The sequence below is a fragment of the Brevibacterium antiquum CNRZ 918 genome, assembly GCF_900169145.1.
Taxonomy (GTDB): domain Bacteria; phylum Actinomycetota; class Actinomycetes; order Actinomycetales; family Brevibacteriaceae; genus Brevibacterium; species Brevibacterium koreense.
Genome location: NZ_FXZD01000014.1, coordinates 1 through 16,432, shown reverse-complemented (window position 1 = coordinate 16,432; position 16,432 = coordinate 1). Strand labels below are relative to the sequence as shown.

At 61.3% G+C, this 16,432-nt stretch carries 9 protein-coding genes; 4 read left to right on the top strand and 5 right to left on the bottom strand.

The genetic code is table 11. The annotated features are described in order from the left end of the window. Positions 1 to 38 precede the first annotated feature (38 nt). The 3 genes from fusA to rpsL form a co-directional block, all read right to left on the bottom strand. The gene (gene fusA, locus BANT918_RS15080) at positions 39 to 2,144 is read right to left on the bottom strand and encodes an elongation factor G (RefSeq protein WP_101621018.1); all 2,106 of its coding nucleotides are present in this window, start codon (positions 2,142 to 2,144) and stop codon (positions 39 to 41) included. Positions 2,145 to 2,242: 98 nt separating this feature from the next. Then, on the bottom strand, positions 2,243 to 2,713 hold the full coding sequence (rpsG, locus tag BANT918_RS15075; protein ID WP_009883572.1) for a 30S ribosomal protein S7: 471 nt from the start codon (positions 2,711 to 2,713) through the stop codon (positions 2,243 to 2,245). Beyond that, positions 2,713 to 3,087 carry a 30S ribosomal protein S12 gene (gene rpsL, locus BANT918_RS15070; protein WP_101621017.1) on the bottom strand — a complete coding sequence of 125 codons (375 nt, stop codon included), beginning with the start codon at positions 3,085 to 3,087 and terminating at the stop codon, positions 2,713 to 2,715. Before rpsL ends, rpsG begins: the two co-directional genes overlap by 1 nt. A 480-nt stretch (positions 3,088 to 3,567) precedes the next feature. On the opposite strand from rpsL, the gene BANT918_RS15065 reads away from it, so the two are divergent. The 4 genes from BANT918_RS15065 (at position 3,568) to BANT918_RS15050 (ending at position 8,351) form a co-directional block, all read left to right on the top strand. Then, positions 3,568 to 4,044, top strand: coding sequence for a Fur family transcriptional regulator (locus BANT918_RS15065; RefSeq protein WP_101621016.1), 477 nt, complete (start codon positions 3,568 to 3,570; stop codon positions 4,042 to 4,044). Positions 4,045 to 4,121: 77 nt separating this feature from the next. Continuing rightward, entirely contained in the window at positions 4,122 to 6,332 is a 2,211-nt protein-coding gene (gene katG / locus BANT918_RS15060) for a catalase/peroxidase HPI (RefSeq protein WP_101621015.1), read from the top strand. 310 nt (positions 6,333 to 6,642) lie between these two features. Further along, positions 6,643 to 7,329 (top strand): DUF1707 SHOCT-like domain-containing protein, encoded by a 687-nt coding sequence (locus BANT918_RS15055; RefSeq protein ID WP_101621049.1) that lies wholly within the window; start codon positions 6,643 to 6,645, stop codon positions 7,327 to 7,329. Next, on the top strand, positions 7,326 to 8,351 hold the full coding sequence (locus BANT918_RS15050; protein WP_101621014.1) for a 6-phosphofructokinase: 1,026 nt from the start codon (positions 7,326 to 7,328) through the stop codon (positions 8,349 to 8,351). Before BANT918_RS15055 ends, BANT918_RS15050 begins: the two co-directional genes overlap by 4 nt. A gap of 324 nt (positions 8,352 to 8,675) precedes the next feature. Here BANT918_RS15050 and BANT918_RS15045 read toward each other — a convergent pair whose 3' ends face one another. After that, positions 8,676 to 12,548 carry a DNA-directed RNA polymerase subunit beta' gene (locus tag BANT918_RS15045; RefSeq protein ID WP_101621013.1) on the bottom strand — a complete coding sequence of 1,291 codons (3,873 nt, stop codon included), beginning with the start codon at positions 12,546 to 12,548 and terminating at the stop codon, positions 8,676 to 8,678. Positions 12,549 to 12,616: 68 nt separating this feature from the next. Further along, positions 12,617 to 16,096, bottom strand: a complete 3,480-nt coding sequence (gene rpoB, locus BANT918_RS15040) for a DNA-directed RNA polymerase subunit beta (protein WP_101621012.1) — start codon at positions 16,094 to 16,096, stop codon at positions 12,617 to 12,619. Positions 16,097 to 16,432 lie beyond the last annotated feature (336 nt).

Here is a 16,432-nt window from a genome sequence, read left to right as displayed (position 1 = left end):
GCATGTTCTTGCTCACCGTGGCGACCGGGGACCGGAGATTACTCTCCGCCACGCATCTTCTGGACGATCTCCTCGGCGACTGCCTTGGGGACCTCCGCATAGCTGGAGAAAGTCATCGAGTACACCGCACGGCCCTGGGTCTTCGACCGCAGATCACCGATGTAACCGAACATCTCCGACAACGGGACCACAGCCTTGACGACCTTCACACCGGAAGCATCGTCCATCGACTGGATCTGGCCACGTCGGGAATTGATATCGCCGATGACGTCACCCATGTATTCCTCAGGGGTGCGCACCTCGACGTCCATGACCGGTTCCAGCAGAACCGGCTTAGCCTTCTGAACGGCCTCCTTGAAGACCATCGATCCGGCGATCTTGAATGCCATCTCCGAAGAGTCGACATCGTGGTAGGCGCCGTCGATCAGTGTGGCCTTGACGCCGACCATCGGGTAACCGGCGAGGACGCCAAGCTGCATGGCGTCCTGGATGCCGGCGTCCACGCTCGGGATGTACTCACGCGGAATTCGTCCGCCCGTGACAGCATTCTCGAACTCGTAGATCGTATCGCCTTCAACCTCGAGAGGTTCGAAGGTGACCTGGACCTTCGCGAACTGACCTGATCCACCCGTCTGCTTCTTGTGGGTGTAATCGTATTTCTCGACAGTGCGACGAATGGTCTCGCGGTAGGCGACCTGCGGCTTGCCGACGTTCGCCTCGACCTTGAACTCGCGACGCATGCGGTCAACGAGGATGTCGAGGTGAAGCTCGCCCATCCCGCGGATGACAGTCTGACCCGTCTCCACGTCCAGTTCGACCCGGTATGTCGGGTCTTCCCTGACGAACTTCTGAATGGCGGCCGACAGCTTCTCCTGGTCACTCTTGGTCTTGGGCTCAATAGCCACAGAGATGACCGGCTCAGGGAAGGTCATCGACTCAAGAGCGATCGGATGGCTGGGGTCACACAGTGTGTCACCGGTGGTTGTCTCTTTGAGACCGATGAACGCGTAGATGTGCCCGGCGATGGCCTCTTCGACAGGGTTCTCCTTGTTGGAGTGCATCTGGAAGAGCTTGCCTACGCGCTCCTTCTTGCCGCTCGTGGAGTTGAGAACCTGTTCGCCCGACTTCACTTTTCCGGAATACACGCGAACGTATGTCAGCGTACCGAAGAACGCGTGGGTAGCCACCTTGAAGGCGAGAGCCGAGAAGGGCTCATCGACGGAGGGCTTGCGGGTCAGCTTCTCATCCTCGTCACGGGGGTTCTCTCCGACCATGGGAGGAACCTCGAGAGGCGAGGGGAGGTAGTCGATGACGGCATTGAGCATGGGCTGGACGCCCTTGTTCTTGTATGCCGAACCACACATGACCGGGAACGCCGTGGAGTTGACGACGAGAGAGCGGATGCCGCCCTTGATCTCATCGATGGAGATCTCTTCGCCCTCAAGGTACTTCTCCATGAGCTCATCACTGGCTTCAGCAACATCCTCGACGAGCTTGGCGCGGTATTCCACAGCCTTGTCCTGAAGATCCGCCGGGATCTCGATCTCGGTCATGTCCTGACCCTTCTTGGACTCATCAGGCCAGATGAAGGCCTTCATCTCAAGAAGGTCGACGACGCCCTCGAAGTCGGACTCGGAACCGATTGGCAGCTGAATGACCAGCGGCTTGGCTCCGAGACGTTCCCTGATGGTGTCGACGGTGAAGTAGAAGTCAGCCCCGAGCTTGTCCATCTTGTTGACGAAGCACACGCGCGGCACGTCGTACTTGTCAGCCTGACGCCACACGGTCTCGGACTGCGGTTCAACGCCTTCCTTACCGTCGAAGACGGCGACGGCGCCGTCGAGGACGCGCAGCGAGCGCTCAACCTCGACGGTGAAGTCGACGTGGCCCGGGGTGTCGATGATGTTGATCTGGTTGTCGTGCCAGTAGCAGGTGGTGGCAGCCGACGTGATCGTGATGCCGCGTTCCTGCTCCTGGTCCATCCAGTCCATCGTCGACGCGCCGTCGTGGGTCTCGCCGATTTTGTAGTTCACACCGGTGTAGTAAAGGATGCGTTCGGTCGTGGTTGTCTTACCAGCATCGATGTGGGCCATGATGCCGATGTTGCGGACCTTGTTCAGGTCGGTGAGCACGTCAAGTGCCACGGTGTCTCTCTCTCACTCGATGATGTGATCGACTCCCCCGTTACCTGGCCGGCAGGCGCCGAATGACGCCTGCCGGCCAGGGTTCCGGGGAGGAACGATTACCAGCGGTAGTGGGCGAAGGCCTTGTTGGACTCGGCCATCTTGTGGGTGTCTTCGCGACGCTTCACAGCAGCGCCGAGGCCGTTGCTCGCATCGAGAATCTCATTCATGAGGCGTTCGGTCATCGTCTTCTCACGACGCTGGCGGGAGTATGCCACGAGCCAGCGCAGTGCCAAAGTCGTCGAACGAACCGGACGAACATCGACCGGAACCTGGTAGGTTGCGCCACCGACACGGCGGGAGCGAACCTCGAGGGATGGGCGGATGTTGTCGAGAGCCTTCTTCAGGTTGACAACTGGGTCATTGCCGTTCTTCTCACGGGTACCTTCAAGAGCACCGTAGACGATGCGCTCAGCGGTCGAACGCTTTCCGTCGAGCAGGATCTTGTTGATCAGCTGCGTGACGATCGGCGAACTGAAGACCGGGTCAATGACGATCGGTCGCTTGGGTGCAGGACCTTTACGTGGCATTACTTCTTCTCCCTCTTCGCACCGTACTTGCTGCGTGCCTGCTGGCGACCCTTGACACCCTGGGTGTCAAGTGAACCGCGAACGATTCGGTAGCGCACACCTGGCAGGTCCTTGACACGACCACCGCGCACGAGCACGATCGAGTGCTCCTGCAGGTTGTGTCCTTCGCCTGGAATGTAGGCAGTCACTTCGATCTGGCTCGAAAGCTTGACGCGAGCGACCTTGCGAAGAGCCGAGTTCGGCTTCTTGGGTGTAGTGGTGTACACACGGGTGCACACTCCACGACGCTGCGGGCTGCTCTTCAGAGCAGGAGCGTCGGATCCTGCGGATTTGACATGTCGTCCCTTGCGGACGAGCTGCTGGATTGTCGGCACTAAGCGTTCTCCATTTGCTTCTCGATAAACCTAATTCCCAACGTTGGCCATGACATCAGCCATGTTTGTGAACCGTGGGACATATCCGACTGGACACCGGGTGAAGCTTCACGCCCGATGCCAGTATTCGCGTGACGCACTGAACCCTGCACTCGGGCGTGTCGCAATGACACGCAACCTATGCAGAATGACACGTCCGCGGCCTGCCTCTGACGAACTTTCACAATGAACCCGGATCTCACAAAACATCCGGTATGGTCGTTCGCCGACGCAGATAACACAATCAGTCGCATCCTAGAATATCGCGGTCGCGTGCATCTGGTCAAAACCAACGACTGTGCGCTGCACGACACAGCCGCCGCTCCCCCGGTGCAGACACTCTCCGCGAATTGAAACACGAGGCAGATGACGGTCGATCGCCCGTGCACCCGGAGAATTCGCTTCCTTGACTGATTCAAGAAAAGGCGGCAAGCTGTAGCTGTGGCTGAGAACAAGCATAGGCACGAATCCGAACCGACCGCAGCACTGCGGAACAGTTCCCTTCGCGTGACGAAACAGAGGGTCGCGGTTCTGGCGGCTGTGTGCGATCACCAGCACGCAGACACCGAGACCGTCATCCGCGCTGTCCGGGAAAACCTCCCCGAGGTGTCGCATCAGGCGGTGTACGACTCGTTGCACACACTCACCGAGGTTGGACTCGTTCGGTGCATTCAGCCGTCCGGGTCCGTTGCCCGCTACGAGCGGCGCATCGGGGACAATCATCACCACCTCGTGTGCCGGTCATGCAATCTCATCGTCGATGTTGACTGTGCGGTCGGACAGGCCCCCTGTTTGACCCCTTCACACGACGCAGGGTTCATCATCGAACAGGCTGAAATCACTTTCTGGGGTCTGTGTCCTGACTGCGCTGCGTCTGCAGCGTCTTCTGGGCATCCCGAACCAGCCTCGGCCGTCTGAGCCGATCCAAACTTTGACAAAGCCACACCTTTGTCTTCAACCGGGCCCTCACGGGACTCGAATGTGAAAGGAACACTATGACCGAGACTTCCATCACCGGAGGCTGTCCAGTCGCCCACACGACTGCGTCTGCGCCAACGGCGCCCGATGCCGACTCACTGGTTGATCCCAGCCAGGGCGACGCCAACTCGCATTGGTGGCCCAACCGTCTCAACCTCAAGATCCTGGCCAAGAACCAGCCGGCACGCGACCCTATGGACGAGGACTTCGACTACGATGCCGAATTCGCCAGTCTCGACTACTACGCGCTCAAGGCCGATATCGAAGAGCTGCAGAAGACGAATGCCGACTGGTGGTCCGCCGACTTCGGACACTACGGCCCGTTCATGGTCCGCATGGCCTGGCATTCGGCCGGAACCTACCGAGTTCAGGACGGACGCGGCGGCGGCGGCGAGGGACAGCAGCGCTTCGCCCCCCTGAATTCCTGGCCTGACAACGTCGGTCTCGACAAGGCTCGTCGCCTGCTCTGGCCAGTCAAGAAGAAGTACGGCAAGAAGATCTCCTGGGCCGACCTGTTCATCCTCGCCGGAAACGTGGGACTGGAGTCAATGGGCTTCAAGACCTTCGGCTACGCCGGTGGCCGCAGGGACGTGTGGGAGCCCGACAATGACGTCTACTGGGGTTCAGAGACCGAATGGCTGGGCACCGACAAACGCTATGTGGGAAACCGCGAATTGCAGAAGCCACTTGCCGCAACGACCATGGGCCTCATCTACGTCAACCCCGAAGGCCCCGAGGGCAAGCCAGACCCGCTGGCCGCAGCCATCGACATCCGCGACACCTTCGCCAGAATGGCGATGGACGACGAGGAGACCGTCGCCCTGATCGCCGGCGGCCACACCTTCGGCAAAACTCACGGCGCAGCCCCGGAATCCCACAAGGGTGGAGACCCTGAGGCGGCACCGCTCGAGGAGATGGGTCTTGGGTGGAAGAGCGACTTCGGCACCGGGCAGGGCAACGACACCGTCGGCAGCGGCATCGAGGTCACCTGGACCTATCACCCCACACGCTGGGACAACGAGTTCTTCCACATCCTCTTCGCGTATGAGTGGGAGGTCTTCGAGAACGAAGGCGGACATCTGCAGTGGCGCCCGATCGACGGCGGCGGAGATGACATGGTCCCGATGGCGCAGGGCGACGGACGTCGTGAACCGCGCATGCTCACCACCGACCTGTCTCTGCGTTTCGATCCCATCTACGGTGAGATCTCGCGGCGATTCAAGGACGACCAGAAGACCTTCGAAGACGCCTTCGCTCGTGCGTGGTTCAAGCTCACCCACCGCGATATGGGGCCCGCCACCCGCTATCTCGGGCCTGAGGTGCCCAGCGAAGAGCTCATCTGGCAGGACCCGGTTCCGGCCGGCACCCCGCTCGATGGCAGCCAGCTCGAAGCCGTCAAGACTGCCGTGCGCAACTCCGGGCTGAGCGTCTCCCAGCTGGTCTCGACCACCTGGGCAGCAGCATCATCCCACCGCGTCTCAGACTTCCGCGGCGGAGTCACCGGCGGACGTCTGCGTCTCGAACCGCAGAAGAGCTGGGAAGTCAACGAACCAGCGAAACTGTCCGCGGTCATCACCGTCCTCGAAGGCATCGCGGCAGACAACGGTGCCTCGTTCGCCGATGTTCTGGCGATCGCCGGTGCGGTCGGTGTCGAAACCGCTGCGCAGGCCGCTGGCCGTGATATCAGCGTTCCTGTGACCACCGGCCGTGGGGACGCCACCCAGGAACAGACCGACGTCGCCTCGTTCTCCCACCTGGAGCCGACTCACGACGGATTCCGCAATTACCTGACAGAGGATCTTCCTCTGTCAGCCGAGTTCCTCCTCCTGGACAGAGCCAGCCTGCTCGGACTGACTCCTTCGGAGATGACTGTGCTCATCGGTGGCCTGCGCGTCCTCGGCGCGAACTACCAGGACTCCGATCTCGGTGTGTTCACCGACCGTCCCGGTGAGCTGACGAACGACTTCTTCGTCAACCTCCTGGAACTGGGCAACACCTGGAAGCCGGTCGGTGAGTCCGAGTCCGCCAACGTCTACGAGTGCTTCTCCCCTGCCGGTGAGAAACTGTGGACCGGAAGCCGGATCGACCTGCTCTTCGGTGCCAACTCCGAACTACGCGCCCTCGCCGAGGTGTACGCCTCCGATGACGCCCAGGAGAAGTTCGTCAACGACTTCGTCAAGGCCTGGAGCAAGCTCGTCGAAGCAGACCGCTTCGACCTGCACCGCTGAGTGATCTGACGACTCACCACTGTGCCCCCACCACTCAGGGTGGGGGCACAGTCGTATCCGGGACAGAATCGGACACCGTGGCGGAAGATGGGATCAGTCCTCTCGGTTGAAGACCGCGGCATCGTGGGGCAAGCGGCTCAAGTCGAGCTGCGCCACGTAATCCTCGCTGCCGTCATCCGAGGTGGCATCGGACGTGGTCGTCCATTGTGAGTGTTCGGGTGTCGGCGGTCCCGGCGTGTGGGCCAACCTGTGGGACTCGAAAACTCCCGATCTCACCTGCGAATGTGTGGTCCCCGCTACACTGGGCACCATGGCTCACGACGATTCGAACCAGCCGCCCGCGCCGCGCCTGCGCGCCTCCGACAAGGACCGCGACGCCGTCCTCGGAGTCATCACCGACGCTGTCACCAGCGGTCGCCTCGACCCGGACGAGACCGCCGAACGTCAAGACGAGGCAATATCGGCGAAATACCTCGATGAGCTGATGCCGCTCATCGTCGATCTTCCCGAAGGTCATGACATCTACCGGTCTCTGCAGACACAGACCGGAGGCGGAACCACAGCCGGCACGTCCCTCGCCCACAGCAGCGGACCGGCGCCTCTGGCTCCACGAGCCGAGCCCGGTTCCGCGAGACCGATGAATTCCGTTGCGATCATGTCAGGCCGAGAACTCGATGTCCCTGCGGGCACCTCCGAAGTCACCACCTACGCTCTCATGGGAGGTGACCATGTCGACCTCTGCGAGGCCATGGGCCCAGGAGTGACCGTGTCTCTGACCTCCTATTCGATGATGGCCGGCCACGACATCTACGTGCCCCCAGGAGTGCGTATCCGCGACGACACGATCAACATCATGGCCGGCAATGAGGTCCGCGGATCCGCCAAAGGGGACGGCTCGAACGGGACGCTCATTCTCAAGGGAGTCTCCTTCATGGCCGGCCATGACATTCATCTGGCCAAAGGCTACCGAGCAAAGGATCAGGGGCAATTGGAATGAAGATAGGTGTGCTCACCTCCGGCGGCGACTGCCCCGGACTCAACGCTGTCATCCGCGGCATAGTCCGCAAGGGCATCCGCTCCCACGACTCCTCGTTCGTCGGGATCCGCGATGGTTGGCGCGGCCTGCTCGAGGACGACATGTTCGACATGTCGATGATCGACGTTCGCGGCCTCTCCGGCCGAGGCGGCACCATCCTGGGCACCTCCCGCACCCACCCTTATGAGGGTGGCGGACCGGATCGGATGCGCGAGGTCATGTCCTCACACGGCATCGACGCGATCATAGCGATCGGTGGCGAAGGGACTCTTGCCGGTGCCTCCCGACTCGTGACCGAGGAGGGGCTCAACATCATCGGTGTCCCGAAGACCATCGACAACGATCTCAGCGGCACCGACTATACCTTCGGCTTCGACTCCGCACAGGCCATCGCCACAGAGTCCATCGATCGCCTCCGCACAACTGCCGAGTCCCATCACCGGTGCATGGTCATAGAGGTCATGGGCCGCAACGTCGGATGGATCGCCCTGCACGCTGGGATGGCCGGCGGTGCCCACGCGATCCTCATGCCCGAGTTTCCCGTCTCCTTCGACCAGATTGAAGACTGGGTGATATCGGCCAGGGACCGCGGCCGTGCTCCGATCGTCGTCGTGGCCGAAGGGTTCATTCCCGAGGGGTTCGACGAACAGGTCGCCGACCGCGGTGTCGACAACAAAGGACGGACCCGCCTCGGCGGGATTGCGGACTTTCTGGCTCCGAAGATCGAGGAGATCACGGGAATCGAATCTCGTGCCACCACCCTCGGGCACCTGCAGCGAGGCGGCTCCCCCACCGCCTACGACCGTGTCCTGTCGACGCGGCTGGGAATGGCCGCGGCGGATTTGGCACAGAATGGCCACTGGGGCAAGATGGCCAGCCTCAAGGGCACCGAGATCGTCTCGGTCGATATGGCCTCGGCCGTGGACCGCCTCAAGACGGTCCCGCTCCAGCGCTGGAATGAGGCTCAGATCCTCTTCGGATGAGCACCGCTGGCCTCGAGGACCATCGCTGAGGTCACGACTTGGTGATTCGTCGTGGCCCACAATCACAACAGCAGACAAACGGTTGGTACCTTCTGGTCGAAGATCTTGAGCTTCTTCGACCACAAGCGGCCAACCGTTTGTCGTTCCCAGCCGATTCCGCCTAATTCGGAGGCCAGGCCGAGGACTTCGGAGCGACATGAAGCGAGCGCCGGGGTGGGATTGGAGCGTGAATCGCAAGAGGGGCACCCACCGGATGGTGGATGCCCCTTCTCACTCTGGCTGTCGGTGCAGCCTCACGGCTGCCGACGACTCACACGATCAGTTTCAGCTGAAAGCGCCGTAGTCGTAGTCCTCCAGCGGGATGGCGGATCCGGAATCGGAGCCGATACCTGCATAGAAGTCACCGTAGCTGTTCGTGAACATTTCGGCCTTCGCCTCTTCGGTCGGCTCCACCACGATATCGCGGTGTGTCTGCAGGCCGGTGCCCGCAGGGATGAGCTTACCGAGGATGACGTTCTCCTTGAGACCCAGCAGGGTGTCCGACTTGCCTTCCATAGCGGCCTCGGTGAGGACGCGTGTCGTCTCCTGGAAGGACGCGGCGGACAACCACGAATCGGTGGCCAGAGAGGCCTTCGTGATGCCCATGAGCTCGTCACGAGCCGATGCCGGCTGGCCACCTTCGGCGACCACGCGGCGGTTCTCGCCCTGGTAACGACCACGGTCGACCAGCTCGCCGGGCAACAGGTTCGTATCGCCCGACTCGATCACGGTCACGCGACGCAGCATCTGACGCACGATGACCTCGATGTGCTTGTCGTGGATGCCCACGCCCTGCGAGCGATACACCTTCTGCACCTGCTCAACGAGGAAGCGCTCGGCCTCACGACGACCGCGGATGCGCAGCACCTGCTTCGGATCGACAGCACCGATGACCAGCTGTTCGCCGGCCTTGACGTTCTGTCCGTCCTCGACGAGCAGTCGGGCACGCTTGGAGACTGCGTGCTCGATCTCTTCGCCCCCGTCATCGGGTGTGATGACGACGAAGCGGGTCTTGCGGCTGTCATCGACCTTGGCACGTCCGGTCGCCTCGGCGATGGGAGCGAAGCCCTTCGGTGTGCGAGCTTCGAAGAGCTCGGTCACACGCGGCAGACCCTGGGTGATGTCACCCGTGGACGCGGCCGCACCACCGGTGTGGAAGGTACGCATCGTGAGCTGGGTTCCCGGCTCACCGATCGACTGGGCAGCGACGGTGCCGATAGCCTCGCCGATGTCGACCAGCTTGCCGGTGGCCATCGAACGACCGTAGTGCATGGCCGAGATCTGCGTGTCGGAGTCAGCGGTGAGCACAGAGTGCACCTTGAGCTCCTCGATGCCTGCCGCGACCAGCGTATCGATCGTCTCTGCGGTGACGTCGGTCTTCGCCGGCACGATGACATTGCCATCGGCGTCGGAGACGTCTGAAACCGTGAGACGGCCGTAGAGGCTCGTCTCTGCATACTCGTGCGGTACGAGGTTGCCCTCGTGGTCGCGCTCGGCTGCAGGCAGGGTGATGCCCTTGTTCGTATCGGCTTCAGCAGTGCGGACGATGACGTCCTGCGACACGTCGACGAGGCGACGGGTCAGGTAACCGGAGTCAGCGGTACGCAGAGCAGTATCGGCCAGACCCTTACGAGCACCGTGCGAGGCGATGAAGTACTCGAGCACCGACAGTCCCTCACGGTAGTTCGAAACGATCGGACGAGGGATGATCTCACCCTTCGGGTTCGTCACCAGTCCACGCATACCGGCCAGCTGACGGACCTGCATCCAGTTGCCTGATGCACCGGACTCCACCAGACGCAGAACTGAGTTCTCCTCTGGGAAGTTCGTCCGCATGACCTGGTCGACCTTTTCGGTCGTCTCAGTCCACAGCTTGACCAGCTCGTTGCGGCGTTCGTCGTCGGTGAGTGCACCGAGTTCATACTGCTGCTGAACCTTCGTGTCGAGGGCCTCGGCGTTGTCGAGGATCTCGGTCTTGGCCTCGGGTGAGACCACATCTGACATCGAAATGGTGATGCCCGAGCGGGTCGCCCAGTAGAAGCCGCCAGCCTTGAAGTTGTCCAGGGTGTGTGCGACCTCGACCTTGGGGTATTCCTCGGCCAGGTAGTTCACGATGCGGCTGAGTGCCTTCTTGTCGATCGTGGAGTTCACGAACGAGTAGTCAGCAGGCAGGTAATCATTGAACTGCGCGCGACCCAGAGTGGTCTGCACGTCCAGCGGATCGCCGGCTTCCCAACCTTCAGGAACCTCGAGAGCGTCACCGGGGACGACGTTCTCAAGACGGATCGTGATCAGCGAACCAAGGTCCAGCTCTCCACGATCGAAGGCCATGATGGCTTCGCCGAGTCCGGAGAAGGACCGTCCTTCGCCGGCCAGTCCCTTGCGTTCGGAGGTGAGGTGGTACAGACCGATGATCATGTCCTGTGAGGGCATGGTCACGGGCTTGCCGTCCGAAGGCTTGAGAATGTTGTTGGCGGAGAGCATGAGAATGCGGGCCTCAGCCTGCGCCTCGGGGCTCAACGGCAGGTGAACGGCCATCTGGTCACCGTCGAAGTCAGCGTTGAATGCCGAGCAGACGAGTGGGTGAAGCTGAATGGCCTTGCCCTCGATGAGCTGCGGTTCGAACGCCTGGATACCCAGACGGTGCAGGGTCGGTGCACGGTTGAGCAGCACCGGATGTTCGGTGATGACCTCTTCGAGCACATCCCACACCTGTGGGTGCTGACGCTCGACCATGCGCTTTGCCGACTTGATGTTCTGCGCATGGTTGAGATCGACCAGGCGCTTCATCACGAAGGGCTTGAACAATTCCAGAGCCATGGTCTTGGGCAGACCGCACTGGTGCAGGCGCAGCTGCGGACCGACCACGATGACCGAACGGCCCGAGTAGTCCACACGCTTGCCCAGGAGGTTCTGACGGAAACGTCCCTGCTTGCCCTTGAGCATGTCCGACAGTGACTTCAACGGACGGTTGCCCGGACCGGTCACTGGACGACCGCGACGACCGTTGTCGAACAGTGAGTCGACGGCTTCCTGCAGCATCCGCTTCTCGTTGTTGACGATGATCTCGGGAGCACCGAGGTCCAACAGACGCTTGAGGCGGTTGTTGCGGTTGATCACACGACGGTAGAGGTCGTTGAGGTCAGACGTGGCGAAACGTCCACCATCGAGCTGCACCATCGGGCGCAGTTCAGGCGGCACCACCGGAACAACGTCGAGGACCATGCCCTCGGGGTTGTTGTCAGTGGTCAGGAACGCGTTGACGACCTTGAGACGCTTCAGGGCGCGGGTCTTGCGCTGGCCCTTGCCCGTGGCGATCAGTTCACGCAGCTTGTCCGATTCGGCCTCGAGGTCGAAGTCGAGGAGACGCTTCTGAATCGCCTCGGCGCCCATGGCACCGGTGAAGTAGAGACCGAAACGGTGGAACATCTCGCGGTACAGGCTCTCGTCGCCTTCGAGGTCATTGACCTTAAGGCTCTTGAACCGGTCCCACACCTGCTCAAGGCGGTCGACCTCGCGGTCGGCGTTCTTTCGCAGCTTCTCCATTTCCTTCTCGGCGACATCACGCAGCTTCTTCTTGGCCGGGGCGGAGCCGCCGTCGGCCTCGAGAGCTGCCAGGTCCTCTTCGAGCTTCTTGGCACGACGGTCGATGTCAGCGTCACGGCGAGTGCCGATCTGCTGCTTCTCAATGTCGATCTTGTTCTGCAGGCTGGGCAGATCCCGGTGGCGGGAGTCCTCATCCACCGAGGTGATCATGTAGGCGGCGAAGTAGATGACCTTCTCGAGGTCCTTCGGAGCCAAGTCCAGCAGGTAGCCCAAGCGCGAGGGAACACCCTTGAAGTACCAGATGTGAGTGACCGGTGCGGCCAGCTCAATGTGTCCCATGCGCTCACGGCGGACCTTGGCGCGGGTCACCTCGACGCCGCAGCGCTCACAGATGATGCCCTTGAAACGGACACGCTTGTACTTGCCGCAGGCGCACTCCCAGTCACGAGTGGGTCCGAAGATCTTCTCGCAGAAGAGTCCGTCCTTCTCGGGCTTGAGTGTGCGGTAGTTGATGGTCTCAGGCTTTTTCACCTCACCGTGTGACCAGCCGCGGATGGATTCCGCGGTAGCAAGACCGATACGTAGCTCATCAAAGAAATTGACGTCAGGCACGTAAATCCTCTTTCCTGGCGATGAACGTCTCGTTCACCGCGAAGTTGTGTCGGTTGAAGTGGAAGTCCTCAGACTTCTTCTACGGTCTGGGCTTCACGGCGTGACAAGTCGATGCCGAGCTCTTCAGCTGCTCGGTAGACCTCGTCCTCACCGTCACGCATCTCAACCTCGGCTCCGTCCGAAGACAGAACTTCGACGTTGAGGCACAGGGACTGCATCTCCTTGATGAGGACCTTGAACGACTCGGGGATTCCCGGATCGGGCAGGTTCTCGCCCTTGACGATGGCCTCGTAGACCTTCACACGGCCTGGGATGTCATCGGACTTGATCGTCAGCAGTTCCTGCAGCGTGTACGCCGCACCGTAGGCCTCGAGAGCCCACACTTCCATCTCACCGAAGCGCTGACCGCCGAACTGTGCCTTACCACCAAGCGGCTGCTGGGTGATCATCGAGTACGGACCGGTCGAGCGGGCATGGATCTTGTCGTCGACGAGGTGGTGGAGCTTGAGCATGTACATGTAACCGACAGCAATCGGGTACGGGAACGGCTCACCTGAGCGACCGTCGAACAGCTGGGCCTTGCCCGAAGAGTCGATGAGGCGATCCCCATCGCGGTTCGGAGTCGTCGAGTCCAGCAGTCCACGCAGCTCCTGCTCGTGTGCACCGTCGAAGACCGGGGTGGCCAGATTGGTTCCGGCTTCGGCTTCGCGTGCAGCAGTCGGCAGGTCGGCAGCCCATTCGGGGCTGCCTTCGATCTTCCAACCCTGCTTCGAGATCCACCCGAGGTGGACTTCGAAGACCTGACCGATGTTCATACGACGAGGAACACCGTGGGGGTTGAGGATGATGTCGACGGGGGTTCCGTCGGCCATGAACGGCATGTCCTCAACGGGCAGGATGGTCGAGATGACACCCTTGTTGCCGTGACGACCGGCCATCTTGTCACCGATGGTGATCTTACGACGCTGGGCGACGTAGACGCGGACCATCTGGTTGACGCCTGGCGAAAGCTCGTCGTCTTCCTCGCGGTCGAAGACGCGGACACCGATGACGGTGCCGATCTCGCCGTGGGGCACACGCAGTGAGGTGTCGCGGACTTCACGGGATTTCTCACCGAAGATCGCGCGCAGCAGGCGCTCTTCCGGTGTCAGCTCGGTCTCACCCTTCGGGGTGACCTTGCCGACGAGGATGTCGCCATCGGTGACTTCGGCGCCGATGCGGATGATTCCACGGTCGTCGAGGTCGGCCAGAGCATCCGGCGAGATGTTCGGAATGTCGCGGGTGATCTCCTCGGCACCGAGCTTGGTGTCGCGAGCATCGACCTCGTGCTCCTCGATGTGGATCGAGGACAGAACATCGTCCTGAACAAGACGCTGGGAGAGGATGATCGCATCCTCGAAGTTGTAACCTTCCCAGGACATGAACGCCACGAGAAGGTTCTTACCCAGAGCCATCTCACCGTTCTGAGTGGACGGTCCGTCCGCCAGGACAGTGCCCGGCTCGACACGATCGCCTTCGTCGACGATGATGCGCTGGTTGTACGAGGTTCCGTGGTTGGAACGCTTGAACTTCGAGGCGCGGTAGGTCTGCATCGTGCCATCGTCGGCGAGGACGGTGACGAAGTCGGCAGACACCTCTGTGACGACGCCCGGGCGATCGGCAGTGATGACATCGCCGGCGTCGACAGCGGCACGGTATTCCATGCCGGTTCCCACGACCGGGGACTCCGACATCACCAGCGGCACAGCCTGACGCTGCATGTTCGCACCCATGAGGGCACGGTTCGCGTCATCGTGCTCGAGGAACGGAATCAGTGCGGACGCAACAGACACCATCTGACGTGCGGAGACGTCCATGAAGTCAATCGTGTCGTACTGAACCAGTTCGGCTTCTCCTCCGCCGCCCTTAGGACGCGCAAGAACTTCGACTTCAGCGAAGCGCTGCTCTTCGGTCAACGGCGCATTGGCCTGCGCGATGTTGAACTCGAGCTCGTCGTCGGCAGTGAGGTACTCGGTGTCATCGGTGACGACACCGTCGACGACCTTGCGGTAAGGCGTTTCGATGAAGCCGAACGGGTTGATGCGGGCATAGGAGGCCAGCGAACCGATCAGACCGATGTTCGGGCCTTCGGGAGTCTCGATCGGGCACATGCGCCCGTAGTGCGACGGGTGGACGTCACGGACTTCCATGGCGGCACGGTCACGCGAGAGGCCACCGGGTCCCAGAGCGGACAGACGGCGCTTGTGAGTCAGACCCGCGAGCGGGTTGTTCTGATCCATGAACTGCGAGAGCTGCGAGGTGCCGAAGAACTCCTTGATCGCAGCCACCACTGGGCGGATGTTGATCAGGGTCTGAGGCGTGATCGCTTCAACGTCCTGGGTCGTCATGCGCTCACGAACGACACGCTCCATGCGAGAGAGTCCGGTGCGGACCTGGTTCTCGATGAGTTCGCCGACTGCACGGATACGACGGTTGCCGAAGTGGTCGATGTCATCGAGCTTGACGTTGAGCTCGATGTTCTCGCCGTCACGGACACCCTTGGAGGTGTCGACCCCGGCGTGCAGGGACACGAGGTAGCGAATGGTCGCAACCACGTCATCGGTCGAGAGGACCGAGTCGCTCAGCGGTGCGTCGACACCCAGCTTGCGGTTGACCTTGTAGCGGCCGACCTTGGCCAGATCGTAGCGCTTGGGGTTGAAGTACAGGTTGTTGAGCAGGTTGCGTGCCGCTTCAGCGGTCGCGGGCTCTGCCGGGCGCAGCTTCTTGTAGATGTCGAGCAGCGCTTCGTCCTGCGTGTTGACCGTGTCCTTGGCCATGGTCTCGCGGATCGACTCGAACTCGCCGAACTCCTCGAGGATCTTCGCTTCGGACCAGCCGAGGGCCTTGAGCAGAACAGTCACGGACTGCTTGCGCTTGCGGTCAAGACGCACGCCGACCTGGTCGCGCTTGTCGACCTCGAACTCCAGCCAGGCACCACGGGAAGGGATGATCTTCGCGGTGAAGATGTCCTTGTCAGTGGTCTTGTCGACGCTGGACTCGAAGTAGGCGCCGGGCGAACGCACGAGCTGCGAGACGACAACGCGCTCGGTGCCGTTGACGATGAACGTGCCCTTGTCGGTCATCAGCGGGAAATCACCCATGAAGACCGTCTGGCTCTTGATCTCACCCGTGTTGTTGTTCATGAATTCGGCGGTCACATACAGTGGCGCCGAATAGGTCATGTCGCGTTCCTTGCACTCATCAATGGAGTACTTGGCAGCTTCGAACCGATGCTCCCGGAACGACAGTGACATCGATCCACCGAAGTCCTCGATCGGTGAGATCTCTTCGAAGATGTCTTCGAGTCCCGAGGTGGTTGCGACGGAATCGTCTCCGATTTCGATGGCTTCGGCGACGCGGTCCTGCCACGCTTCTGAGCCGATGAGCCAATCGAAGCTATCCGTCTGCAGACCGAGCAGATCGGGAACCTCGAGCGGTTCGCGAATCTTCGCGAAGGAGATTCTCTTGGGGGCGTTAGCGGTCCTGGTGTTATCGTTGGCGGCGGCCAATGGGATCCTTCCGAGTGCTTCACCAATTGATAGGTTGACCCTCCACCCGAAGTCACATCGACGGCCCCGGGTGTGTCAGACTTCGACACCGGGCGACAACGTGGTTCACTTGAGTGGAACTGAGGTGCCCCCCGCTATATGAAGGCACGCCACAGGCAGATCAACGCAAATATCAAGTCTATAGCAACCGGTCAAGTCATGCAAGACGCCGACGAGACTCATAGATAGTCCCCGCGTAGCCAAGGGTCGTGCCTCACATAAATTTCCCCGCCAGACTCTTCACCCGGGGACATAGACACGACGACGATGGGGTCATGGTCGACAAGGACGTTTCCA

What these genes read in the sequence shown, in the direction of transcription:
- rpsG (WP_009883572.1), bottom strand. Translation starts at nt 2,713, where the DNA reads ATGCCACGTAAAGGTCCTGCACCCAAGCGACCGATCGTCATTGACCCG.
- katG (WP_101621015.1), top strand. Translation starts at nt 4,122, where the DNA reads ATGACCGAGACTTCCATCACCGGAGGCTGTCCAGTCGCCCACACGACT.
- BANT918_RS15055 (WP_101621049.1), top strand. Translation starts at nt 6,643, where the DNA reads ATGGCTCACGACGATTCGAACCAGCCGCCCGCGCCGCGCCTGCGCGCC.
- BANT918_RS15050 (WP_101621014.1), top strand. Translation starts at nt 7,326, where the DNA reads ATGAAGATAGGTGTGCTCACCTCCGGCGGCGACTGCCCCGGACTCAAC.